Origin of the sequence: uncultured Nitrospira sp., assembly GCA_902500695.1 — a bacterium.
Classification (GTDB): Bacteria; Nitrospirota; Nitrospiria; order Nitrospirales; family UBA8639; genus Nitrospira_E.
This window is the reverse complement of sequence record CABVRQ010000020.1, coordinates 1-25,304: the sequence shown is the minus strand read 5'-3', so window position 1 is coordinate 25,304 and position 25,304 is coordinate 1. Positions and strand designations below refer to the sequence as shown.

Here is a 25,304-nt window from a genome sequence, read left to right as displayed (position 1 = left end):
GATAGTGCCCAGCTGAGATCTTGAGCGATGGCAAAAACTCTTTATTGACTGCGCAACAATATCCGGAGCGGAATGCCCTCAAAACCATATTCCGTCCTGATGGAGTTTTCTAGATAACGGAGGTAGGAGGCTGGAACTTTTGGTGCGGATTTAACAAATAACGCAAAGGTAGGCGGCTTGGTCGCCACCTGAGTGATAAATACGGATTTTTTCGGATTGCCTCGGACCAACGTCATGGGATTTTTTTCCAGGAGTTCCTGAACAAAGAGGTTCAGCTTACGGGTCTGAATACGCTTGGAAAAATCTGCCACAACCTGATCAATTTTAGGAAAAATGCGCGTGAGCGTTTCCGGTTGAATTGCGGCACCAAAGACAACCGGCACATAGGTAAAAAATGGAAACCGCCGAGCTAATTCAAGATTGTAGGCGGGGTACGCCTCACGATCCTCAGCCCGCAAGTCCCATTTGTTCACGAGGATGATACAGCCTCGCCCTTGCTTACTGATTAAGCCGGCGATTTTCGTATCCTGCTCTGTGACGCCTTCTACCCCATCCAAAACCAGCACGGCAACATCAGACCGGCCCAACGCTCGAATGGCGCGCACGACACTATAGCCTTCAATTCCACGCTCGATCCGCCCCCTTCGTCGGAGACCTGCCGTATCTGTAAAGATATACCGTCGTCCATGAAGACTGACCATTGAATCAATTGGATCGCGGGTCGTTCCTGGAATATCGCTGACAATGAGTCGTTGTTCACCGAGAATGGCATTGACCAACGTTGATTTCCCCACATTGGGTCGGCCCACCACCGCGATCCTTGGGATCTCTTTTGGGACCTCATTCTCCGGGGCTTGAGGAAGAAAGGGCAAAAGGGCTTCCAGTAATTCATCCACCCCTAATCCTCCCTCAGCCGAAATAGGGAAAATCTCCTTTACCCCTAGTTTATAGAAATCGGCTAAGAGCGGTTCAGCCTGAGGAGTGTCAATCTTGTTGACCGCCAGAAAAACCGGCTTGGTCACCGGTCGCAACAGCTTAACAAGATCGGCATCCAGCGGAGACAACCCCACCCGGCCATCCATGACCGCAATGATCAGATCAGCCTCCTCAATAGCCGCTTGGGTTTGAAATTTAATCTGTTCCACAATGACATCGTCGGTGGTCAGATCCAGCCCACCGGTGTCGACCAACGTGAATATCCGATTTTGATAATCGCACTCTGCCGTGTTTCTATCCCGAGTGACCCCTGATACATCATCTACAATTGCCGTACGATGGCCGACAATCCGATTGAACAGCGTGGATTTTCCTACATTCGGCCGTCCCACCAGGGCTACCAATGGCCTATGTGGTGGTGGTTCCAAGGGAACTTCGACAGGCAGATCCGAGGGACATAGTGGCATTTCCAGAGATGGTCTGGTGCGGGAGCGAGGAGTGCGAGAACGGGAAGATCGAGCCATTGGACAGCAAATAACTTAATAGGGTGAGCAAACTGGTACGAAAATTAGTTTTCAGGCGTCCGGTCGTCTACCCGATCAACAAGACGATTTATCGAAAGAACCCGCCCAGTGATAGCCTGGATAAAGTCACCCAGTCAACTATCAGGTGATAAACCTTCATTAAGACCCATTTTTTTCATCAGCCACACGGTAATTGATCGAGGAAGATCTTTCCTGCAGTTGGATCCTTTATGAGAAATGGAACCATGGAACTTCTTTAGCTATTTGGTTTCAACTATGACGGGTATTCGAAAAGGTTAGGTTTTTTATGGTCAACCAGCCATTCCCACTGGTGAGTTCAATTCATGAAAGGATTCAGAAGATTGAAGCAGGGGAAAGACAAGAAACTACGCCATGTAAAATTCAATAAAAAAGCAATTAGTTACACATGGAGATGTTTCATCGCGGCAGCACAAAGAATGATAAATACCCCCATCCACAATGCAACACGCTGAAATGGAACCGGCTCTATGGCCATCTCTTCCAATTCTTCGCTTGTCTCACCACCTGTAGGTTCATTTTTAAAAATTATGGTGTACAGAAAGATGGTCAGAATTCCTAGCACCAAAAACAATTTAATAAAGAAAACGGTTAGGTATTTGGCATGCTGGGAGACACCTTCCCCAGACTGCATGATCATCCCCTCACTGACATAATGGAGATTGAATCCTCCAGTAAAGAGGATAACGACCAAGAGAATCCCGACCACCCGTTTATATTGCTGATAAAAGGTTTCAGATATTGGTCGGATAAATTGTTTTGGAACAGTGTTTTTGAGACAGGGCGTTACGGCCATGACAAGAAAGGCCAGCCCACCAATCCACACCACGGCAGACAGTAGGTGCAACCAATGCACCAGGATGGGAATAATCTGATTAAGATCGGTGAGAACTCCGAGGAGGGACTCCATTAGAACTTAAACACAGGTTTTTCGTTCCCGAATCGACGCTTCCGAAGTTCTTCCATTAATTCAATGGTCACGACTGGAAGACCTTGTTCAACGGCATGACGCTCTACACCCTTTCGAACCATGGCCCGAAGGAAGTATGGGATCCGACTAAGCCGTTCCTCCGCGTCGGCTTCCCATTCCACGGACGAGGCTTCCGGCACATTAAAGGCCACTTTAATTTTTTCTCCCCCTTTGGGAGTGTACAGACACCATTCGTCCTCATCCATCGCATCCCCGTGGTCCACGTAAGGACGAGCACGGCACCCGCCGCAAATTTCACTATATTCGCAGTCTCCGCATTTACCCTTGAGGTGAGGATAGCGAAAGGAGTTGAATACTTCTGAATTTTCCCATAAATCGACAAAACTGGTGTCGCGGATATTTCCTGCAGACAGGGGCATATACGGGCAAGGCGTGAGATCGCCGTTTGGCGTCACTCGCGCATAGTTAGTGCCTGCCAGACATCCCCCTCCCATATATCCAGTCGCTTTGGTGATGGGAGAATTTGGATCTTTTTCATAGGCCAGGCGTTTGAAATGCGGCGCACAACGCGCCCGAACCAACATGTCCTGGTATTTATCTTGGCTCTCCACCAAATAGGTCAAGACCTCTTCATATTGCGAAGGAGTGATGTCAGTGAGTTCTTCACCCCGTCCTGTACACACCATGAAAAAGACATTTAAGACTTTGGCACCCAAATCGTGTGACCAATCGATGACCGCTGGTAATTCCTTGTAGTTCATGGGCTGTGCGCTGAAATGTACTTGAAATTGAAGACCATTTCGTTTGCAGGCTTCAATGCCGGCCATAGCCCCTTCCCATGCACCAGGTAACCCTCTAAACGCATTGTGTGTTGCTGAATCTAAGGAATCAATACTAATACCTACGCCCATCACACCAATATCTACCATGGCTTTCGCCATCTTATCGTCAATCAGCATTCCATTGGTGCCGAATACGACCATAAATCGCTGCTCAACTGCGTGACGCGCGATTTCAAGAATATCTGGCCGAACCAACGGCTCTCCTCCAGTAATAACAAGAAGGCTACCGGCATTGACATGGGCAATCTGATCAATAAGACGAAAACATTCTTCTGTCGTCAATTCATCGTGCCCACCGCCCATTTTTGTCGTGGCATCCAGATAACAATGTTCGCATTTGAGATTGCATCGCTTGGTTAAATTGAGGGCCACCAGGTAGGGCTTAAAATCATCCACGGTTCGACCGTCTCCAGGCGCTCCGGAATCGGGCCGAAAAGATTCAAACCTCGAAACTGCACTGGATCCTAAGGAGTTCAGCGTATTGAGGAATGAACTGATGACAGGAAGTGCCTTACCCATTGTGGCCGGCTCCAGATTGAGCTTCTGAGGGAGCCCCCGTGCCGGTTAACTTGGCCACGATGTCCTTGACATTTCCAGTTTTCATGGCTTCTTCCATGGTTGTTTTAGCTTGTTCAATTCCCTGATTCGCCACATCCAGAGTTATGGTTGTGGTTCCAATTTTTTCGGCATGTTTAATGATTAACGCTTTGGTGCAATCACGCATAAATCCTGCAGGAGCTCTTTCCAATCGTTGGAGGGCATCCGGTTCCCACACATACGGATCGGCTCCATTAGTGTTGCCAGCGTTTTCTGTATTGGATTCAGAGGCCATGGTTGCTGTCTCCCCAGCCGTTTTATTGGCAAAAATTGGTGTATAGTCTTCGCTTGCCGCTTCTTGAATCATTGCTCCTGAATATTCCAAGGTAATGGTGGTCATTCCAAGCTTCCTTGCAGTTTTTTCGATTTTCGCTTTTGCCCGTCGGCGTTGAAATCCAGCGGGAACGGCTCGAATGGCTTCACGAGCATCTTTCGTCCACTGCATGGGAATATCGTCATACGCCACCTGTGTTTCTAAACCACCTTCCGCCTGGGCAGCCGCATCAAAAATAGATTTATCGACTTGTTTAAATTGTGCTCCATCCAGACCACAGACAGGACACATAACCGGATGGTCGCCTTTCCCAATATATCCACATCCACCACAGACATAATAGTCTCTAGACATTCGAGCCAGATACGATTTGTTCCCTTCGCTCATTGGGGCAGTAGTTTCGGTTGGTCTTTCTTCCACCACCTGGGACATCATGCCACTCAACGTGGAACCCATTAAATCCTGCGCAACCTCATTCCCTGCCTGCATGGTATTCCGATCGACTCCTGCCGCATCGAGGGTCCCGCCTAACGTTTTCATGGCGTCCATGGCCCCTTTGGGTAAAATATCACCAACCGCATCATCGATGACGGAATTACTGATGATGGTATGCCCTTTTTCAATGGCATATCGATGGATTGCAGTCTTTGCCACTCCCCTTGCAAAGACAGGTATCTTCTCCATCCGTCGTAAGGCTTCTTCCGTCCAGGCAATCGTGTATTCGGCCTGCGTGTCAATCGGAGGAACAAACTTCTTGTTAGATATTAATACATTGCAAGGAGCTGAACGCAAAAGATTCTCAGCATTGCTGCCAATATCCATATCATCGTCGCTATGCACCCCAATCCGTCCAACGATTAGCAGCCATGGCTGCTCTTTTCGAACATATTGAATGATTTTCTCAAACGCTTTGCCGTCGAGAAGGGTTGTCTTAATATCTGCGCCCTCATCCTGGGCGACATCGCGAGAGACATCAAGATGAGACTGGTAAATTTTTGCTAACCCGCTGTCGATGACTTCTTCGTGAAGCTTTTCCTGCTCCTTAAATCGAAACACCTTTCCAGCCTCTTCATTCAGGACACCGGAAATACTGTGAAACGCGGCGTAATGAAAATAGGGATCGAATGCTGAGATCGCTTCTACAGACTTATTAAGTGCCTTTCCCAAGGCAAGAGCGGTCTTTAATCCGCCAAAGGAGTAATGGCTCCCATCTACAGCTACCACAATTTTCCCACCGTTCATGGGTTTGGTATCTTTCACAATGAACATGTCCGAATTACGAATCCGACGGATCACACGTTCCGTGTTACTCCCGATCACAGAGTCCTTCACTGCCCCAACCCCCAAGGCCCCCATAATGGTCAAGTCATACCCATTTTTTGAAATATCTTCTGCAATTGCTTTCCAGTTTCGTCCCTCTAGTGAGCGCCGCTCCAGAGGAATGTTCGCTTCCGCGCATTTCTGATCTACAAAATCCAAATACGAATCTGTAATTATTTGCAAGCCTCTGGTAATAAGGGAATCATGGATTTGGCGTTGGCGGTCTAACTCCTTTTCGTCGTGATATTCCTCAGGAAGACCTGCCTCCATTTGTTTAAACCTTTTATCATGCATCTTCGCCGCATATACATGGCTCCCCACAATTTTCGATCCGAAAATTTTCGCGAACTGCACTCCCAGTTCTACAGCCATATTCGAATGGTCTGAATTATCAACCGGGACATATATTGTTTTGTACATCAACAAGCCTCCTTAGAGATTTCCGCTAAAGGAAAAGCGGCACCACGCCCTCGTCTCAATCGCCGGGAAATGCTTATAAACAGATGTTTTTTCACACGAAATAAGAGCGGATCTTACCACTGGGAATTCTAGGTACGCAACCCAACGAACATTTCTCCCTTGACATGGGTGAGATAATTAAAATCATATATTTATCAAATTCATTGAGAGGCCAATATCAGGGTTTTTACGGTTCCCAATAAATTCACTGCAATTAAACATAAACACCTACATACGTATAGCCTATTTGTAAAAGTTCTACAAACATCATTGGTGCCTGCGGGCCACTGTTTCACTAAAAGAAACCCAAAACCGCTTTCCCTTCAAGATGCTAGGGTGGAATCCGAACCTATATCACCCAAAATGCCCGCCTCGAAAGGCTTACGATGGGAACTAATGCTCCCGTCCGCCCTCCCCGAGAATTATAAATGCTACAGGCTCCAGCCAAATCAACCCAATGAAAGAAAAGCCTTTCATTGCCCGTCCCACTAAATCCTTTCAAGGGGAGCTTGCATTGTAGAAATATTATGTTTTACTAAACCTTTGACCGAAAACAAAAAACTATAACCAGGCAAGACCCAAACTTTTCCGTTATTTTCAAACTGAAAATTGCGGAAAGCGGTTCAATTGCGTTAAGTTGAATGTTTTGTGCTTTGCTTTATTCACCAATGAGACCATGCGATCTGAGCATATGGGCTCAAGCAATTGGTTAGGGGGAACTCTTGATGAGACAAACCAATTTTCTCTTTACCTCGGAATCGGTCACGGAAGGACATCCCGACAAGATTGCCGATCAGATTTCCGACGGTATTCTTGACGCAATTATTGCAAAAGATAAGAACTGCAGGGTAGCCTGCGAAACCATTCTGACCACAGGAATCGCTTTTGTAGCGGGAGAAATTTCCACTCGGGCGTATGTAGAAATTCCCGAAATTATTCGTGAGACGATTCGTGAGGTTGGCTATACTGATGCTACATGGGGATTTGATTACAGTACCTGCTCGGTATTGACCGCCATTCACAATCAATCGGGTGACATTGCCATGGGAGTGGATTCAGGCGGCGCTGGCGACCAAGGGTTAATGTTCGGGTATGCCTCAAATGAAACCCCTGAACTCATGCCGATGCCAATTATCCTGGCCCATCGGCTCACCAGAAGACTAGCAGAGGTTCGCAAAAAGAACATACTCCCTTGGGTTCGTCCTGATGGAAAATCACAAGTAACCGTCGAATATAAAAACGGCAAACCTGTTCGCATTGACACAATCGTGGTTTCCACCCAGCACAGCGATGCGGTCACTTTAAAGAAAATCGAAAAAGATGTGATGGAAAAAGTGATTACTCCCGTCATGCCTAAGAAATTCTTTAATCCAAAAAATATCAAATTCCACATTAATCCCACTGGACGATTTGTCACCGGTGGCCCCATGGGGGATACCGGACTGACCGGACGAAAAATCATCGTAGACACTTATGGCGGGGTTGGCAGTCACGGAGGAGGCGCCTTTTCTGGGAAAGACCCCAGTAAAGTTGACCGATCTGCCTCATACATGGCCCGGTACATTGCCAAAAATGTCGTTGCAGCGCAATTGGCAGAAAAATGCGAAGTGCAATTGGCGTATGCCATTGGGGTCGCAGAACCGGTTTCCGTTTTGGTCGATACAAAGGGCACCGAAAAAGCGTCCATTGATCGTATTGAAAAGCTCATCATCAAGCATTTCCCACTGACGCCCAGAGGTATCATTGAGCACCTCAAGTTGAGACGTCCTATCTATAAAAGGACAGCGGCATACGGACATTTTGGCAGAAACGAACCAGGATTCACTTGGGAGAGGACTGACAAAGCCAGCTTGCTCCGAAAAGGCGCAGGCCTATAATTCCCAACTGCTCTGCCCGCCGAATGATGGGGAAGGGGACCAAACCTTCCCCTCTTTTCAACAGACCTTCATAACTCATAAAGAGAAGGAGAGACAATTTCTATGAGCACTGCAACTATGACCAAGACCGCCTCGATTGACTACAAAGTTGCGGATATCCGTTTGGCTGATTGGGGGAGGAAAGAATTATGCATTGCCGAAACGGAAATGCCTGCATTGATGGCTCTTCGAGAGAAATATCACGGATCCCAGCCACTAAAAGGCGCCAAGATTCTTGGCTGTATTCACATGACTATTCAGACAGGAGTGTTAATTGAAACGCTCATTGAGCTGGGCGCTGAAGTCCGCTGGTCATCCTGTAATATTTTTTCAACACAAGATCATGCTGCCGCTGCCATCGCCGCCATGGGAATCCCTGTATTCGCCTGGAAGGGTGAAACCGAGGAAGAATATGAGTGGTGCCTGGAGCAAACCATTGTAAAAGGCGGCCAACCCTGGGATGCAAATATGGTCCTGGACGACGGTGGCGACTTGACCATGATGCTCCACAAAAAATATCCAGCCCTGTTGGACCGAATTCATGGGATCACTGAAGAGACAACCACCGGCGTCCATCGTTTACTGGAAATGGTAAAAAGTGGCACGCTAAAAGTTCCAGCCATCAATGTGAATGATTCAATCACCAAATCAAAAAATGACAATAAATATGGTTGCCGCCACAGCTTAAATGACGCCATCAAACGCGCCACCGACCACCTCCTGTCAGGGAAAAAAGCCCTGGTGATTGGGTACGGGGATGTCGGAAAAGGCTCCGCTCAATCACTCCGCCAGGAAGGCATGATTGTCAAAATTTCAGAGATTGATCCAATCTGTGCCATGCAAGCCTGCATGGATGGCTATGAAGTGGTTTCTCCCTATACAGGTGGAATCAATACAGGCAAGGTCGAAGACACCAACTCCGTCCTTCTCCAGAACACAGATTTAGTGGTCACAGCTACCGGCAACTTAAATGTCTGCGATTCAGCCATTCTGCAATCATTGAAATCTGGGGCGGTCGTTTGCAATATCGGACACTTTGACAATGAAATCGACACTGCCTTTATGCGTAAGAACTGGGAATGGGAAGAAGTAAAACCTCAGGTGCATACGGTGTATCGTGACAAAGCCAGCAAGGATCATCTCATTTTGCTCTCCGAAGGGCGCTTAGTGAATTTGGGAAATGGGACTGGGCACCCTTCCAGAATTATGGATGGTTCCTTTGCCAACCAAGTCCTCGCGCAAATTTACCTCTATGAACGGAAGTTCGCTGACCAAAAAGGTGGCACAATTACAGTTCAAGTTTTACCGAAACATCTCGACGAAGAAGTGGCTGCCCATATGGTTCGTGGCTTTGGAGGGGTTATCACTAAACTCACTCAAACTCAGGCCGCCTATATTCACGTGCCAGTCAATGGACCGTTCAAAGATGACAGCTACAAGTATTAATATATAGCTCGGGTAGTTCTGATCCCCACTATTGATTGCGAATTCAAAAATAACCACCAGGCAGTAGTATTAGGGAGGGGGCCTTGGTTTGGACAGGGTCCCCTAGCTTTTTTCAATACATCTGGTATTCTGTACACATAAATGGTGTCAATATTGAATTCTGCTATGGGATTGCCTCTTCCCAACTAAATTGCTACATTATACTCTCAAGCCACTCTTTTACACGGGAAAATCAATGCCCGTGTTAGTCGGTTTCAACAACCCACTTTCGTGTATGTAAAAGAGATTTCAATCCTAGGTTTCATTTCACTAACAAATCTCTCACCGTTGAATTTCCCCTCTAGTATTGGGAACATTCTCTTGGGTGACTGGAGATAGTAAGAGGACTTAGTCAGCTATGTCACGAACGTTAGACCCTTCCTTAGCAGGAACACCACAACGAGATTACCCCACAATGATTCTGTTTGGGTCAATTGTTTTGACCACAATCGTCGGGCTCCCTTTGTATGCCTATTTTTTCGATTTTTCCTGGGTAGACTGGACCATGTTTATCATGCTTTACCTATTTACAGGATTAGGCATTACGGTGGGCTATCACCGGTTAATTACCCATCGGAGCTTTAAATGCCCAAACTGGATCAAAGCCACCTTCTTAATCGCAGGCGGGATGGCGTTGGAAAACTCAGCGTTAAAATGGGCCAGCGACCATATTAGGCACCATGCCCGGTGCGACCAGAAAGAAGACCCCTATAATGCCACGCTGGGCTTTTGGCACAGCCATTGTGGCTGGATTTTCTGGAAGGATCCAAATCGTGATCCAAAATATGCCACCCGTCTTCTTCAGGATCCTCTGATATTGTGGCAGGACAAATATTACCTTCCCATTCTTTTGTCGGGACTCGTATTACCATTCGTGGTGGGGTTTTTGTACAACGGGTGGATTGGAGGTGTCGGGTGCTTTCTCTTGGCTGGACTTGCACGTACCTTCTTTGTCTTAAACTCAACATTCTTCATCAATTCCATTTGCCATATTTGGGGTGAGCAACCCCATGGGACAGCTGATTCGAGCCGGGATAGTTGGTGGATATCATTACTTACGTTTGGAGAGGGATATCATAACTATCATCATATGTATCAAAGTGACTATCGAAATGGGATCCGCTGGTATAACTTTGATCCATCCAAGTGGCTTATATGGACGTTGAGTAGATTGGGCTTAGCCTATGATCTTCGGCGTCAGTCTCCTAACCAGCAGTAACAACAGTTAGCATTTAAAGGCTCCTCCAGGCTGGATTGGAATCTCGGACGGAGTCTCTCTCCTGCTTTTTTGTTATCCGACCAATCTCCCACCCAGCTCTTTATTGCGAACCTAATAAGTCGTGTGATAAATTCCCCTGCATTCACGCGGGTTTTTGCCAATATGATTACAAGTGAATTCCAAAAAAATACAGGTAAATATCTGATGGATACCTATACCCGCCTCCCCATTTCGCTGGTCCGAGGAAATGGCTGTCTGGTATACGACGCCGAGGGCCGTGAATATGTCGATTGCCTTGCCGGAATTGCCGTCAATATCTTAGGCCATGCCCACCCCGACCTTGTGGATGCCATCATACGACAAGCCCGGCAACTCATTCACACTTCCAATTTGTTTTATACCGAACCCCAAATCAGACTGGCCCAACGCCTGGTCGAACTTTCCTTTGCGGACAAAGTGTTCTTTTGTAATAGCGGCACAGAGGCCAACGAAGCCGCCATAAAGTTAGCCAGGAGGTATGCACACAATACCTTCGGTCCGGAACGATTTGAGATTCTGACCATGGTGAATTCCTTTCATGGACGAACATTGGCGAGTCTCACCGCAACCGGACAGCCAAAATTACAAGAAGGATTCGGGCCGCTTGTCCCTGGATTTCGTTACGTTCCATTCAATGATCTGGAGGCGGTAAAAGCCAATATCACGCCACAAACGGCAGCGGTGATGGTCGAACCCATTCAGGCTGAAGGTGGGGTCATCGTTCCCAACCCTTCCTACCTAAAAGGACTTCGAGAGTTCTGCACAGAGCAACAAATCCTCCTGATTTTCGATGAAGTCCAAACCGGAATGGGACGCACGGGAACGTTGTTTGCCTACGAGCAGTTCGGAATTCAACCTGACATTATGACGTTAGCCAAAGGGCTGGGGGGAGGCATCCCCATCGGGGCCTGTCTGGCCACAGACACCATCGCCGCGGCATTTGAGCCAGGCACGCACGCTTCCACATTTGGAGGCAACCCTCTAGCCTGTGCGGTAGCCTTAAAAGTCTTAGATCTTCTCATTGAAGGGGGAAAGCTGGAACAAGGACGGCTTGCGGGTCGCTATTTAGCCAAAGGACTCAGTTCCCTGAATGAAAAATTCTCCTGTATTCAGGAAGTCCGTGGAAAGGGCCTACTCCAGGGCTTAGAATTAACTATAGACGGAAAACCTCTGGTCCTGGAATGCCTTGAGCGACGGGTCCTCATAAACTGCACAATGGGAAGAGTCCTCCGATTTGTGCCTCCCTTAATCATCAGTAATGCACAGATTGACCGGCTCTTGTCCGTCCTCTCTGAAGTTCTTTCTAAACATCGATAAATCATGTCACCACCAAGTCAATCCTCTCGTACTCAAAAATCCACGTCTGTCGCACCACGCAAGAAGACGACAGCTCTTCCCAAAGACTTGCTGACGGTGGCCGATATTCCCCGGGATACGATTCACCATTTGATTACCCTTGCTCAAAAAATGAAGGCTGCCCGAAGACAGGGTCGTGCCACCTTTCCATTGAAGGGCAAAACCCTTGGACTTATTTTTGAGAAACCTTCTACGCGGACCAGGGTTTCGTTTGAAGCCGGCATGAATCAACTGGGTGGACAAGCGATATTTCTTGCGTCCGAAAAAATCCAATTGAGTCGTGGGGAAAGCCTAGCCGATACCGCAAAAGTCTTAACACGATATTTGGATGGACTCGTCGTCAGAACATTCAACCAAGCCTCTTTAGAAGAATGGGCCCAACACACCTCGATTCCTGTTATCAACGGGCTAACGGACGATTGTCACCCCTGCCAAGCTTTGGCTGATCTTTTGACTATTGTCGAACACAGAGACCACGCGAAAGGCTTAAAGCTGGCATATATTGGAGACGGAAACAATATCACGCACTCCCTTGTCGAGATCGGGGCTAAGGTGGGTATGCACGTGATCGTAGGCTGCCCAAAAGGCTATGAACCTGATCCACGCATCATTGAGGCAGCCCAAATAGAAGGCCAACAAACAGGTGCCAGGATTGAAATCACCCACGATCCTAAAATCGCAGCAACGGACGCTGATGTGATCTACACAGATGTGTGGATCAGCATGGGCCAGGAACATGAACAACAACCACGCATGAGCGCTCTGACCCCCTATCAGGTCAACAGTCAGCTGATGAAAGAGGCAAAACCCGATGCGCTGGTCATGCATTGCCTGCCAGCACACCGGGGGGAAGAAATAACCGAAGAGGTGCTGGACGGCCCGCAATCAGTCGTTCTCGACCAAGCCGAAAACCGCCTTCACATCCAAAAAGCTATTTTGCTTGAATGGTTAGGAAGGTCGCCTTCATGAAGAAACGCGCAGGCGCAACCCCGCCCAGCAACCGATCCCGTTCTGCAGTACCTCCTCAACCAATGCCGCCACAAAAAACCGGAGATCAAAAACTCTGGGGAGGGCGATTTCAAGGCCAAACACATCAATTAGTGGAAACCTTCACCGCCTCGATTAACGTTGATCGCCGTCTTTACGAATACGACATTGAAGGCAGTATCGCCCACTGTAAAACATTACAACGGGCTAAGGTCTTGCCTCAGCGAGAATGCCAAACCATCATTCGAGGGCTCCTGGCGATTCGCGAAGACATTCGCGCCGGCCGGCATCAATGGAAGACCGAGGATGAAGATGTGCATATGAGCATTGAACGGCGACTGACTGAACTCATTGGGCCGGTTGGGGGGAAACTCCACACCGGCCGAAGTCGGAATGATCAGGTCACCCTGGACCTTCGACTCTATCTCCGGGATACTCTCCAACACCTGAGCCATGATCTCCGGTTACTTCAACAGTCTCTCGTGACGCTCGCTGAGCGGTATATGGGAGTGATGATGCCGGGCTATACACATTTACAGCGGGCTCAGCCCATTCTCTTTTCGCATCATGCCCTGGCCTATGTTGAGATGGTAGAGCGGGACAAGGGGCGCCTCCAGGATGCCTTGGTACGGATTAACGTCATGCCGCTAGGGTCCGGCGCGTTAGCTGGAAATAATTATCCGATCGACCGACATTATACGGCTTCCTTACTACATTTCCCTCGCGTAACACAGAATAGCCTGGATGCTGTATCTGACCGAGATTACGTCATTGAAGTGCTCAGCGCCTGCGCCATCGTGATGATGCACCTCTCTCGTTTAAGTGAGGAACTGATTTTATGGTCCTCGCAAGAATTCCACTTCACCGATCTTCCCGACGGATTTTGCACGGGCAGCAGCATGATGCCACAGAAAAAAAATCCGGATGTCCCGGAACTCATCCGTGGAAAAACTGGTCGGGTATATGGACATTTGTTCAGCCTCCTGACCACCTTAAAAGGATTGCCGCTCAGTTACAATCGAGACCTTCAGGAAGACAAAGAACCGTTGTTTGACGCATTGGATACCGTAACGACATCGGTTAAAATCTATGCAGAACTTATGGCTCAACTAACGATACGACCTGAGCCTATGAAAGAAGCTGTATCTCAGGGTTTTCTGCTGGCGACGGAGTTGGCGGACTATTTGGTTAAAAAGGGGATTCCTTTCCGTGAATCTCACCACGTGGTGGGAACCCTGGTACGTGAGTGTTTAGCTAAAGGGAAGGATTTGGGACAACTCACGCAACAGGATTTACTGAACGCCTCATCGTCTTTTGACGCCAAGGCATTTCAAGTTTTAACTCCCGAAGCGGCGATTAATAGTAAAAACATTATAGGTGGTACCGCTACGGCCCAAGTCACAAAACAGATCAATGGGTGGAAGAAATCATTACAGGCCGAAACGAAACGTTCCATGAAAAAACAGTGAACGGCATGAGTCAAATTCTCAGGACTCCAACCCAGTATTTTCTCACTTTTTGCATGCTGGCACTGCTCTTCTCCTCAATAGGTTGCGGGGCGGTCGGCCCTCCCATTCCACCCGAACATGTTGGCATTGAGGCCAAGAGACTCAAACAACAGCAAGATCAGGCCAGAAAAGAGGGAGGCCTTGACGAAGACCCCTTGAATGTACCGCTGGAGGAGGCAGTCGAATTACCCACCGTGTATCCTATCGACACCCGATAATATGCAGGGATTTGTCCATGGAGAACCTCGCAGAGTACAATACAATCCCCCCACAGCCTATCCATCTGTTTGTGGAGGATAAAAATAATGGATACCTCTCTCCCTCAGGGTGAAATTCGCCCAAAACTTCTGTTGCTAGATCCCTATCCACGAAATAATCCCTATCGCATGACCGCGAGCGAACGCCGGTCGATCTGGTTTCCGAAACTCAGCCTACCAGCGATTGCAGCCTATACTCCGACAACATGGGATGTCGAAATCGTGGACGAAGCCGTTATGGATATCAATTATGAGACTCCCTGTGATGTGGTTGGAGTATCCATCATGACGTGTTATGCCCCGAGGGCTTATGAAATCGCCGATGAATTTCGTCGACGTGGGAAACCGGTCATTCTGGGAGGTGTGCACCCCACCTATTGCCCAGATGAAGCCCTTCGTCATTGTGATGCCATTGTCTGCGGGGAAGCCGAAGACCTTTGGCCTCAGGTCATCATGGACATCGAGGCCGGGACCTTGAAACGAATCTATCGGATGGACCAATTTCCAACCTTGAGTCACTACAGACCACCGCGGATTGAATTGCTTAGCCCTGATTCTTATATGACCAGGCTATGTACCTTCACGACGCGAGGATGTCATTTTGATTGCGAGTTTTGTAGTGTTTCCCCATTTAATGGCAAAACCACTCGGCGCCGACCCGTTCCCGAAGTCATCGAAGAGCTGAAACGAGCCAAAGAGTGGCTGCGTTCAGACATTATCGAACGGATGACTCGCGGATCTCTGTTTCATGCATTAACGACCTCCCTGAAAATTTGGGTAGGGCTGGAAGAAGGGTCGATTGTTGCTTTTGTTGATGACCTGCATAACAGTCATCGAGCCTATTGCCGTGAGTTATGGCAATCCCTGAAATCTCTCAATATAAAATGGGGCTGCCAATCCACCCTCTTTCTTGGCGATGATCCTGAAATGGTCAAATTGGCCGCCGATAGTGGTTGCGTATCGGTTTTTGTCGGGATGGAATCGTTGTCTGATGATTCGCTTGATGAAACCAACAAAGGATTCAATCAGGTCCGAAAATTTGAAAAACAAATCAAAATGTTTCATGACCACGGCATCATGGTGAACCCAGGGCTCGTGTTTGGATTTGACAATGATGACGAATCTGTATTCGAGACGGCGGTGGAATTTTTAACGCGAAACAAAGTCGAATTGGCCTATTTTAATGTTTTGACTCCTCTTCCCGGTACGGCCCTGTTCGAACGATTCAAACAAGAGGACCGGCTCATTGATCAGGATTGGTCCAAATATGACGGGAAACATGTGGTATACACACCCAAGCGCATGACAGCCGAACAATTACAAGAAGGGTTTTTCTGGGCCAACCACCAGTTTTATTCATGGTCCTGTATCTGGAATCGCATGGGGAATACCCGCCAACGGCTGATTCCCAGGCTTGAAATGAATTGGGAATTTCGAAAATTGATATGCCGCACCACACCCAAAGGCGCGCTTTCCCCTTTGGCTAAGGTCTTAAAAAACCTGCAAGTCAAACTGCCCACCTCCGAAACACAGCAACTCATTCCTAACGCTCTCCACCCCCAACCATCTCCTGACTCCAAACCCCAGGAGCTTTGCCTGAAAATGAAAGCTCGTCGCCACGATGCCTTTGCCGCCTTGTTCATTGATCTGGAGGGAACCTTAGACCACCTGAACGCCAAGGAACTGTTAAAAAGGATTACACAAGCTGGGCGGGCGGCCAAAATGGATATCGTGGTTAACTTTGAGAACCTCAAACACGCGACCCCAAAAGCTATTTGCACATTATTGGATGGAGAAATTCTCCAGGCCATCCCCCCCCACACAAAGTTGCGGTATCGAAACTTAACAAAAGCCTTTCAATCAATTGTTTCAGAAATCGCTCTCGATCATTTGGACTTATTTGATGAGGATATCCAGCATGCATGATTTTCACTACCAAGGAGACGAATTATTTTGTGAAGAGGCCCCTATTCGGCAAATTACTGAACAGGTCGGCACTCCATGTTACATTTATAGCCACCGGACCTTGATTCGGCATTTTCAGGCTTTTGATCAGGCTTTTAAGGCCATTCCGCATATCGTGGCCTTTGCCATGAAATCGAATTCGAACTTAACCGTCCTGCGACTTCTCGCTAAGGAAGGGAGTGGCGCGGACATCGTGTCGGGAGGAGAACTCTTTCGCGCATTAACAGCCGGAATGGCACCCAACAAAATCGTCTTTGCCGGGGTCGGCAAATCTAAGGAAGAAATTCGATATGCATTGCAATCTGAAATTCTCATGTTCAATGTTGAATCTCCTGGTGAACTGCAACAGATCAATGAGGTAGCCGGCTCCATGGGTCTGCGCGCCAAAGTGGCGTTGCGCATCAATCCGGATATTGATCCCCAAACACATCCGTATATTTCTACCGGACTAAAGAAAAGTAAATTTGGGATTAGGGCAGACCGGGCTCTTGCCGAATTTGACGCAGCAGAAAACCTTCCTCATATTGAGGTCGTCGGCGTGCACTCACACATTGGCTCACAATTAACCCAGATCACCCCATTTGTGGATGCCTTAAAAAAGGCTATTGCTTTAATTCAGACGCTCCAAGCTAAAGGCCTTCAGATTCAATACCTCAACATAGGCGGGGGACTAGGCATTACCTACTCGGACGAAACGCCTCCTCATCCAAAAGAACTGGCTGCGGCCATTTCCCCGTTGCTTCAATCCGTCTCATGCAAAATCATTATGGAACCGGGCCGATCCATCGTAGGAAACGCGGGCATATTGGTAACCAAGGTGCTGTATAACAAAGAAAGCGCGGACAAGCATTTCGTCATTGTCGATGCCGCGATGAATGATCTCTTACGACCAAGCTTATATGATGCCCACCACGATATTCAGCCGGTATCAAAGAAAGAGTCGTCCGTGGTCAACACCGTTGATGTCGTGGGACCCATTTGCGAATCAGGAGACTTTTTAGCAAAAGATCGAAAAATTCCCCAGTCTCAGCCGGGAGATCTTCTTGCCGTCATGAGTGCAGGAGCGTATGGTTTCACCATGGCCTCAAATTATAATTCCCGGCCGCGCGTTCCCGAGATACTCGTTAAAGGGAAGGACATCACAGTCATTCGAAAACGAGAAAGCTACGAGGACCTGATCCGTGGTGAATCCATTTCAGATGCCTTCTCGAATTAACTTTTCGGTCTCATCCTGTGTTGATTCGCCAAAGCGCTCATGATTTTTCTAGTTAACAAACACCAAATTCACTACACCAGATATTGAGGCAATCATTATGTTCAGCGGTTCGTTAGTCGCCATTGTCACCCCATTTTCGAAGGGAAAATTTGATGAAAAGGCCATGGCCGACCTTATAGAATCTCAAATTGCTTCAGGAACCCATGGCATTGTGCCTTGTGGGACAACCGGCGAATCAGCCACGTTGACTCCTGATGAGCATGAACGGGTCGTATCGGTCACTGTCGAAGTAGTCAATAAGCGGGTCCCTGTAATTGCCGGAACAGGTTCGAACTCAACTGATGAAGCGATTACCTTTACCAAACACGCAAAAGCCGTCGGTGCCGATGCGGCATTGCTCATCACTCCATATTACAATAAACCCCCACAGGAAGGACTCTATCGTCATTTTGCAGCTATCGCCAAAGCCGTGGACTTACCCCAGATCCTCTATAATATTCCCGGGCGGACCAGCATCAACATGCTGCCGGCCACAGTGAGCCGTCTGGCAGAGATCCCGAATATTGTAGGTATCAAGGAAGGCAGTGGATCGCTCCAACAAGTATCCGAAATCATACAACGATCCCGCCCTGGCTTCCTTGTGCTCTCCGGCGATGATCCCTTGACACTCCCCATGATGGTCCTTGGCGGAAAAGGCGTGATCACCGTCACTGCGAACGTTGCCCCGACCGCTATGGCCAACATGGTCAACGCTGCACTAAAAGGTGACTACGAAAGTGCCAGACTCTTTCACTACAAACTCTCTCCCTTATTTGGGGCATTATTTTTGGAGACTAATCCTATTCCCGTGAAAGCGGCCCTAGCCATGATGGGAATCATGTCAGAAGAGGTTCGGCTGCCACTGACCCCGCTTTCCCCCGAATTTCGACCAGCACTCCAGGAAGCCTTAAAACAAGCCGGAGTGCTCTGAGGAAATAGAACACATGATTCGAACAGTCATTACCGGCGCGGCCGGCCGAATGGGCATGCGGTTAATCGCATTGACTCAAGACACCCCTGGGCTACAACTTACCGGCGCCGTCGAAGTAAAAGGACATCCAGCTATTGGGAAAGATGCAGGCGAAGTCTCTCAAATCGGGCGAATCAATATCCCGATCACCGATGATCTACAGGCCTGCCTCTCTCAAGGGGATGTGGTGGTCGACTTCACAGCGCCTTCATCTTGTCTGGTCAATCTCCAACACATTATCAATGCCGCCAAGTCCATGGTCATTGGAACCACAGGTTTTTCTGAACAAGAATTGGCCAAACTCAAAATGCTTGCTCTTAAAATCCCCTGTGTGTTTTCCCCCAACATGAGTGTAGGCATTAATGTGCTCCTCAGCACCGTGGGGAAAATCGCCAGGTCCTTAGGAGAGCAATACAACATTGAAGTGATCGAAGCCCATCACAATAAAAAAAAGGACGCCCCAAGCGGAACCGCTCTGAAACTAGCTGAGGCTTTAGCGGAAGGGATGGAATGGGATTTACAAGAAGTGGGCGTCTATACACGGCATGGTATTACCGGCGAACGCAAAACCCGTGAAATCGGAATGCAAACCATCCGCGCAGGAGATATCGTTGGCGATCACACCATTTTATTGGGTGGACCGGGAGAACGTATTGAAATCACCCACCGGGCCCACACTCGCGATACCTTTGCCCAAGGCGCGCTCCGAGCGGCGGAATGGGTGGCCAATAAACCGCCTGGTCTTTATTCCATGGCCGACGTCTTAGGCTTATCTTAAACCAACTTCCTTAATTTTTCAGTGATGCGGACAGGAAATCCGACATCCATCTCCACACCCTATTAATCCATCGTTTTCTCTCAACAACAATGGTGTTGGCCCACTCACCATTCACGATGTCCCCAAGTCAATCAACCAGAAGCTCCTCATCGAAGCCTAAAAAAGGGCTTGCCCTAAACTGACGATACCCGATTCTTTCATTGACAAAGTCAAAGAGCACATGGTCTTATCGAGGAAGGCTTGTGAACAATATGAATTCTCAATGCCACTCCCTTGAATGCTCTAATAACGTAGGACCATCAGGGAAGATGAGTAAGACATTTCAACAGACTTTTTGAATCATAAGGAGACGATTTTCATGGATATGTTTGGAAAAATTCCCCTCCTGGAAATTCCGATTCATGTGACCCCGGATCAGAAGAAATGGTTGGACAGAATGGTGGAAGAAGGAAAAATCGCAATTCCTCCAGGTGGGACTCTTGAAAAAGGCTCGGTGATTTCCATGTTTATGAGGATGCTCATCCACAATGCCATGGAAGAACAGATGCGCCAAGAGGCTATCGACGCCGAAGACGAAGACGACGATGATGAATAGAGCGAGCTACCCTCCTCTGAGTTAAGGATTCATTCTACTTCCAAGCATATCCAAACGACGCACGCTGTAAAACAGCTAGGAGCATTAAAAAAGCCCATTGCCGTAATTTACCATTTTTTATTTTTCTTCATTTGTCACAGAAAACTTATCAAGGGCTCTTGGCCATGAATGGGCGTCCTGAGAAAAACATCGAAAGGCCCCAAAAGATGGTGAAGGCTCAAACCCCTTGCCAAATACTTACAGAGCTTTCCGCCACTCCTTTCGTCTTTTCCAGGGGCGAGCAAGGATCAAACTAATCTTTCCACTATAATTCACCCCCTCATTCCCCCATTAATCGCAATTTTCCAAACAGAATATTTCTCAAATGTTTTGGGAAGTACTCGCCTGAAATTTAAACGGATTATATTGTCATTTTTCATTCAAGTTTTGCACAGACGGACTTCACTTCCGTATAGAGATTCAATGCCTCGTGGCCCATTTCGCGTCCCCAGCCGGATTGTTTGTATCCACCAAATGGAAGCGAGGCGTCAAAAATATTATGGCAGTTGATCCAAACCGTTCCAGCCCGTAATTGCGCTGCAATGCGATGCCCTTTACTCAAATCTTTTGTCCATACCGCTGCCGCCAATCCATAAATATTATCATTAGCCTTGGCGATCACATCTTCCACATTTGTAAAGGGTTCGGCACAGACTACGGGACCGAAAATTTCTTCTTGGATAACCTTCATGGTTGAGTTGGTATTGACCAACACGGTCGGTTCAACAAAATAACCTTTGTCTCCTGACCGTTTTCCTCCCGCAACCGCTTGAGCTCCTTCGGCAAACCCCGACTCCAAATATCCCAGGACACGTTGTTGTTGTTCATCGGAGACTAACGGCCCCATTTGAGTGGTAGGTTCAAGTCCCGGTCCTATCTTAATTTTTTTGGCTTGATCGGCAACCCCCGCCACGACCTTATCAAAAATGCTTTTTTCCACATATAGCCGTGAGCCTGCGGCACAACATTGTCCATGATTAAAGAAAATAGCACTTGCTACTCCGGGTATTCCCGTTTCCAGATCAGCGTCCGGCAAGACGACACTTGGTGATTTGCCACCGAGTTCCAACGTGACTTTTTTAAGATTTCCTGTCGCGGCATTCACAATAAGTTTGCCGACTTCGGTCGATCCGGTAAACGCAATTTTATCCACATCAGGATGTGCAGCTAAGGCCGCACCTGCGGTTTCGCCATAGCCGGGAACAACGTTCACGACGCCTTCGGGAAATCCTGCCTCCAGAAATAACTCTCCCAACCGCAACGCTGACAATGGAGTTTGCTCAGCCGGTTTCATCACTATGGTGCATCCCACGGCCAAAGCCGGGCCAAGTTTCCATGCCGCCATTAACAGAGGAAAATTCCAGGGAATGATTTGCCCGACCACTCCAACCGGCTCACGAAGTGTATAGGCCAGAAATTGAGACCCAGGCAGGTAGGGAACTGAAATGGGAATGGAATTGCCCTCAATTTTTGTTGACCATCCCGCCATATATCTAAACAAATCGACAGCCAACGGAACGTCGGCTGCCCGTGCAATGGTTAACGGCTTGCCGTTATCGAGAGACTCTAACTGGGCAAATTCTTCCAGATTCGACTCCAGAAGGTCCGCCAATCGCCAAAGAAGTTTGCCGCGTTCGGATGGCGTCATCTTTCCCCAAGGGCCTTGTTCGAATGCATTTCTAGCCGCTCGCACAGCTAAATCAATATCAGGCTTGTCGCCTTCTGCCACCTCCGCTATGACTTCACCCGTTGCAGGATTAAACGTCGAAAAAGTTTTGCCTGATTGAGCGTCTGCCCACTGGCCATTGATCAGCATTTTTCGGGAATGGGACACAAAAGCCTGGACAGACGGATGAAGCCGTTCGGTTGAAGTCGCCATACTCATCGGGTACCTCCTTTTCTCCAAAAGAAAATCACCTGGGTCGTATTTCAAGAATCAGGCCTATGAATTGGCTAAAAAACATAAGTGGGTAGCGAATCTAATATTGTCGCTGGCTCCCTATCTTCTCTTATTATGACGACGCTTCAATTTCCAATGCAAACTTTGGTCGGTTCCATATGTCATTAAGTGATTTAAAATAGACCAATTTTGATCATCCTTTTGAAATTGGCCCCGATACGATGCCTTGTCCCTTATGCGAAACTTTACAAATAACTCTGTTTTTTTATTCGGATAGATGGCTACAACCAACCAGTGGGGGTGAAAAAATCATGCTCATTTCCCCTGGATTCCGCAATCAGGACAATAGATGGAAGCCCCGCTCGGCCATCCGGGCAAAGGCAAGAAGGTAAACCGTGGGGTAAACTGGACTGGTTTGGTAATCAATAAACCAAATGCCAACCCGGATCATGGCTTTGCAATAATAGGGGAGTTATCGTAGTGTCGGAAAGACCTCTTGTGCGGCAGCAATTGTCTGACGAATATGTGTGTTGGAATGAGCCGTTGAGAGCAACATGGCTTCAAATTGAGAGGGAGCCAAATAAATTCCATGTTTCAGCATTCCATGGAAAAATTTAGCGTATCGTCCGGTGTCTGACTTTTTGGCCCCGGCGTAATCCGTGACAGGTCCTTCCGTAAAAAATCCACCTAACATGGAGCCTACCCGAGTTTGATAGTAGGGCACTCTAGCTTTCTTAGCCGCTTCGCCTAAGCCTTCGGCCAACTCTTTGGATCTTTTTTCTAAATCTTTATAGACTCCAGGGCCTTGAAGGAGTCGGATAGTCTCTAGGCCAGCAGCTACTGCCACTGGATTTCCAGAGAGAGTTCCGGCCTGGTAAACCGGTCCGGCTGGGGCAATCATTTGCATAATGTCCTTTTTCCCTCCATATGCTCCAATGGGTAAGCCTCCCCCGATGATTTTCCCTAAAATCGTGAGATCCGGAATGACTTTATAGAGGGCTTGCGCTCCACCCGCATTCACTCTAAATCCGGTAATGACTTCATCAAAAATTAAGAGAATCTCGTACTTTTTGGTGATCATTCTGAGCCATGGAAGAAATTCATCCGATGGAGGAACCACCCCCATATTCCCTGCAATAGGCTCCACAATAATGGCCCCCAAATTTTGGGCATGTTTATGAATAAGTTTTTCGGTAGCTTTGATGTCGTTAAAGGGCGCGGTCAATGTATGACGGGCAAATGATTCTGGTACGCCAGGGCTATCAGGTATCCCTAGGGTAGCCACTCCTGATCCGGCTTTTACGAGCAAATGGTCGGCATGTCCATGATAGCAGCCATCGAATTTTAAAATGGAGTCACGTTTGGTGTAAGCCCTTGCCAAACGAATTGCGCTCATAACGGCTTCTGTCCCTGAATTAACGAGGCGGACTTGTTCAATTGAGGGAACCGTCTTGACAATAAGTCTGGCTAATTCCACTTCTCCTTCGCAGGGGGCCCCATAGCTCGTCCCACGTTTGGTCGCACTGATGATAGCCTTTAACACCTGTGAATTAGCATGACCGAGAATCATAGGTCCCCAAGATAAAACATAATCCAAAAATTTATTCCCATCCACATCCTCTAACAGGATTCCCTTAGCTTGCTTGATGAACAAAGGATCTCCTCCGACCGCGCGAAATGCTCTGACAGGACTATTGACACCACCGGGAATAAATGAATTAGCTCGTTGAAATAATGTTCGAGACCTTGTTGTTTTCACAGACAAACTCCTCCAATGGTTCGATACAATTTACTGTTTTATTTTGCCAACTTTTATCATAAAAGAAAAAGTATCCACCCACATTTAAAAAATCATCACCATTCCAAGTTATTCAAGAAATGGTTTGCCAATTAATTGGCAATTCCTTATTTTTCAAATAGAAACAGTTCCTCTATTTCTTAACCCCATCAGATCGGACGGCAAAAAATCAATAATAAACCCCGGTAAAGCCATTAACCTCTTCTTCAATTAAATATTGGCTATTCGATCAGAATAATATTTTCATTAATGGGTTACAAATAATTGGATTATATTCCATATGCAAAGGTTCAAATTCTTAATATAAACAAGGATTCAAAAATTTCCTGAAAAACACAATCTTAATTAGTTACTAAGAGTGAAATTTTTACCTATTTATTTTTTAATTTTTTAACCGAAATTTCTAGAATATGAGGTAACAATTCTTAATCAAATTTGGATGAACTGATGTATTGCGAACAACGAAGAAAGAACGAAATATCGATTCTTGATTGTTTTGGAAGATTTGATGAGAATGACTCAAGTCAATTTATTCAGCGGCTTGAACAATTACAAAACCAGGGTATTCAGCACCTAATATTAAATTTAACCCCCTTATACTATTTGGATCCAAAAGTGGTTAATCTCCTTTTTTTTGGGCAACAATTTCTTCAGGCCCATTCAGTAACATTCTCATTAGTAAGCCCACTTAGTTCGGTAAGGAATGAACTTGTTGACTGGAAGGTTCCGAGTACCATACCAACCTTTAATACTATGTATGATGCGATACATCGCCCACAATGTGCTTATCAAGAATGTTCAATTTAATACGAAAATTTTTGAAAAAGAAAAGCCCAGAGATATTTCATCTCTGGGCTTTTCTTAATTAAATCTCGGCAACGACCTACTTTCCCACAGCCTCACGGCTGCAGTATCATCGGCCCTGGAGGGCTTAACTTCCGTGTTCGAAATGGGAACGGGTGGGACCCCTCCGGTAAGGTCACCGAGAAAGCCTTTAGGAATTGCAAGTTAAAATTTAAAAATTACTATTAGGTCTTTATTCTTAAATTAAACTTACATATTCACTCAGACCATGTCTATCAAGAACAAATGTTGTTAAGTCGCACGGCCGATTAGTACTGGTTAGCTTCAGGCCTCACAGCCCTTCCACACCCAGCCTATCAAACTCGTAGTCTACAAGTGGCCTTTAGGGAGGTTACCCTCCGTGTGATCTAATCTTGAGGCTAGCTTCCCGCTTAGATGCTTTCAGCGGTTATCTAAACCGGACATAGCTACCCGGCACTGCCGCTGGCGCGACAACCGGCACACTAGCGGT

General features: G+C 47.3%; 18 protein-coding genes and 2 rRNA genes. 12 read left to right on the top strand and 8 right to left on the bottom strand.

All coding sequences use genetic code 11. From position 1 onward, the window contains the following. Positions 1-41: 41 nt before the first annotated feature. The 4 genes from der to AAH187_RS07240 all read right to left on the bottom strand — a co-directional run bounded on the left by der (position 42) and on the right by AAH187_RS07240 (position 5,883). Positions 42-1,364, bottom strand: a complete 1,323-nt coding sequence (gene der / locus AAH187_RS07255) for a ribosome biogenesis GTPase Der (protein ID WP_342347777.1) — start codon at positions 1,362-1,364, stop codon at positions 42-44. 517 nt (positions 1,365-1,881) lie between these two features. Then, positions 1,882-2,409, bottom strand: a complete 528-nt coding sequence (locus tag AAH187_RS07250) for a hypothetical protein (protein ID WP_342347776.1) — start codon at positions 2,407-2,409, stop codon at positions 1,882-1,884. Continuing rightward, a complete protein-coding gene (locus AAH187_RS07245; RefSeq protein ID WP_342347775.1) occupies positions 2,409-3,791 on the bottom strand; it encodes a radical SAM protein in 1,383 nt (460 codons plus the stop codon). The genes AAH187_RS07250 and AAH187_RS07245 overlap by 1 nt, the downstream gene beginning before the upstream one ends. Beyond that, complete coding sequence (locus tag AAH187_RS07240) at positions 3,784-5,883, bottom strand: universal stress protein (protein WP_342347774.1); 2,100 nt, start codon at positions 5,881-5,883, stop codon at positions 3,784-3,786. Before AAH187_RS07240 ends, AAH187_RS07245 begins: the two co-directional genes overlap by 8 nt. A gap of 764 nt (positions 5,884-6,647) precedes the next feature. On the opposite strand from AAH187_RS07240, the gene metK reads away from it, so the two are divergent. From metK to AAH187_RS07180, 12 genes are all read left to right on the top strand, one after another. Continuing rightward, positions 6,648-7,799, top strand: coding sequence for a methionine adenosyltransferase (gene metK, locus AAH187_RS07235; protein WP_342347773.1), 1,152 nt, complete (start codon positions 6,648-6,650; stop codon positions 7,797-7,799). A 102-nt stretch (positions 7,800-7,901) separates the two neighbouring features. Further along, positions 7,902-9,284, top strand: a complete 1,383-nt coding sequence (gene ahcY, locus AAH187_RS07230; protein WP_342347772.1) for an adenosylhomocysteinase — start codon at positions 7,902-7,904, stop codon at positions 9,282-9,284. A 397-nt stretch (positions 9,285-9,681) separates the two neighbouring features. Continuing rightward, entirely contained in the window at positions 9,682-10,542 is an 861-nt protein-coding gene (locus tag AAH187_RS07225) for an acyl-CoA desaturase (RefSeq protein WP_342347771.1), read from the top strand. Between the two features lie 162 nt (positions 10,543-10,704). Then, complete coding sequence (locus tag AAH187_RS07220) at positions 10,705-11,898, top strand: acetylornithine transaminase (RefSeq protein WP_342347770.1); 1,194 nt, start codon at positions 10,705-10,707, stop codon at positions 11,896-11,898. Positions 11,899-11,901: 3 nt separating this feature from the next. Then, a complete protein-coding gene (gene argF / locus AAH187_RS07215; protein ID WP_342347769.1) occupies positions 11,902-12,906 on the top strand; it encodes an ornithine carbamoyltransferase in 1,005 nt (334 codons plus the stop codon). Beyond that, positions 12,903-14,393, top strand: a complete 1,491-nt coding sequence (gene argH, locus AAH187_RS07210) for an argininosuccinate lyase (RefSeq protein ID WP_342347768.1) — start codon at positions 12,903-12,905, stop codon at positions 14,391-14,393. The genes argF and argH overlap by 4 nt, the downstream gene beginning before the upstream one ends. A 5-nt stretch (positions 14,394-14,398) precedes the next feature. After that, the gene (locus tag AAH187_RS07205; RefSeq protein ID WP_342347767.1) at positions 14,399-14,650 is read left to right on the top strand and encodes a hypothetical protein; all 252 of its coding nucleotides are present in this window, start codon (positions 14,399-14,401) and stop codon (positions 14,648-14,650) included. 87 nt (positions 14,651-14,737) lie between these two features. Then, positions 14,738-16,615, top strand: coding sequence for a radical SAM protein (locus tag AAH187_RS07200; RefSeq protein ID WP_342347766.1), 1,878 nt, complete (start codon positions 14,738-14,740; stop codon positions 16,613-16,615). Further along, on the top strand, positions 16,608-17,870 hold the full coding sequence (gene lysA, locus AAH187_RS07195; protein ID WP_342347765.1) for a diaminopimelate decarboxylase: 1,263 nt from the start codon (positions 16,608-16,610) through the stop codon (positions 17,868-17,870). The genes AAH187_RS07200 and lysA overlap by 8 nt, the downstream gene beginning before the upstream one ends. Before the next feature lie 97 nt (positions 17,871-17,967). After that, complete coding sequence (dapA, locus tag AAH187_RS07190; protein WP_342347764.1) at positions 17,968-18,840, top strand: 4-hydroxy-tetrahydrodipicolinate synthase; 873 nt, start codon at positions 17,968-17,970, stop codon at positions 18,838-18,840. A 13-nt stretch (positions 18,841-18,853) separates the two neighbouring features. Further along, complete coding sequence (gene dapB / locus AAH187_RS07185) at positions 18,854-19,657, top strand: 4-hydroxy-tetrahydrodipicolinate reductase (RefSeq protein WP_342347763.1); 804 nt, start codon at positions 18,854-18,856, stop codon at positions 19,655-19,657. Positions 19,658-20,015: 358 nt separating this feature from the next. Beyond that, positions 20,016-20,252, top strand: a complete 237-nt coding sequence (locus AAH187_RS07180; RefSeq protein WP_342347762.1) for a hypothetical protein — start codon at positions 20,016-20,018, stop codon at positions 20,250-20,252. A 415-nt stretch (positions 20,253-20,667) separates the two neighbouring features. Here AAH187_RS07180 and AAH187_RS07175 read toward each other — a convergent pair whose 3' ends face one another. The 4 genes from AAH187_RS07175 to AAH187_RS07160 form a co-directional block, all read right to left on the bottom strand. Next, entirely contained in the window at positions 20,668-22,176 is a 1,509-nt protein-coding gene (locus AAH187_RS07175) for an aldehyde dehydrogenase family protein (protein ID WP_342347761.1), read from the bottom strand. A gap of 487 nt (positions 22,177-22,663) precedes the next feature. Further along, the gene (hemL, locus tag AAH187_RS07170) at positions 22,664-23,950 is read right to left on the bottom strand and encodes a glutamate-1-semialdehyde 2,1-aminomutase (RefSeq protein ID WP_342347760.1); all 1,287 of its coding nucleotides are present in this window, start codon (positions 23,948-23,950) and stop codon (positions 22,664-22,666) included. A 909-nt stretch (positions 23,951-24,859) separates the two neighbouring features. Further along, positions 24,860-24,976: ribosomal RNA gene (gene rrf, locus AAH187_RS07165) — 5S ribosomal RNA — on the bottom strand. 104 nt (positions 24,977-25,080) lie between these two features. Then, positions 25,081-25,304 (bottom strand): 23S ribosomal RNA (locus AAH187_RS07160); the annotation flags it as partial.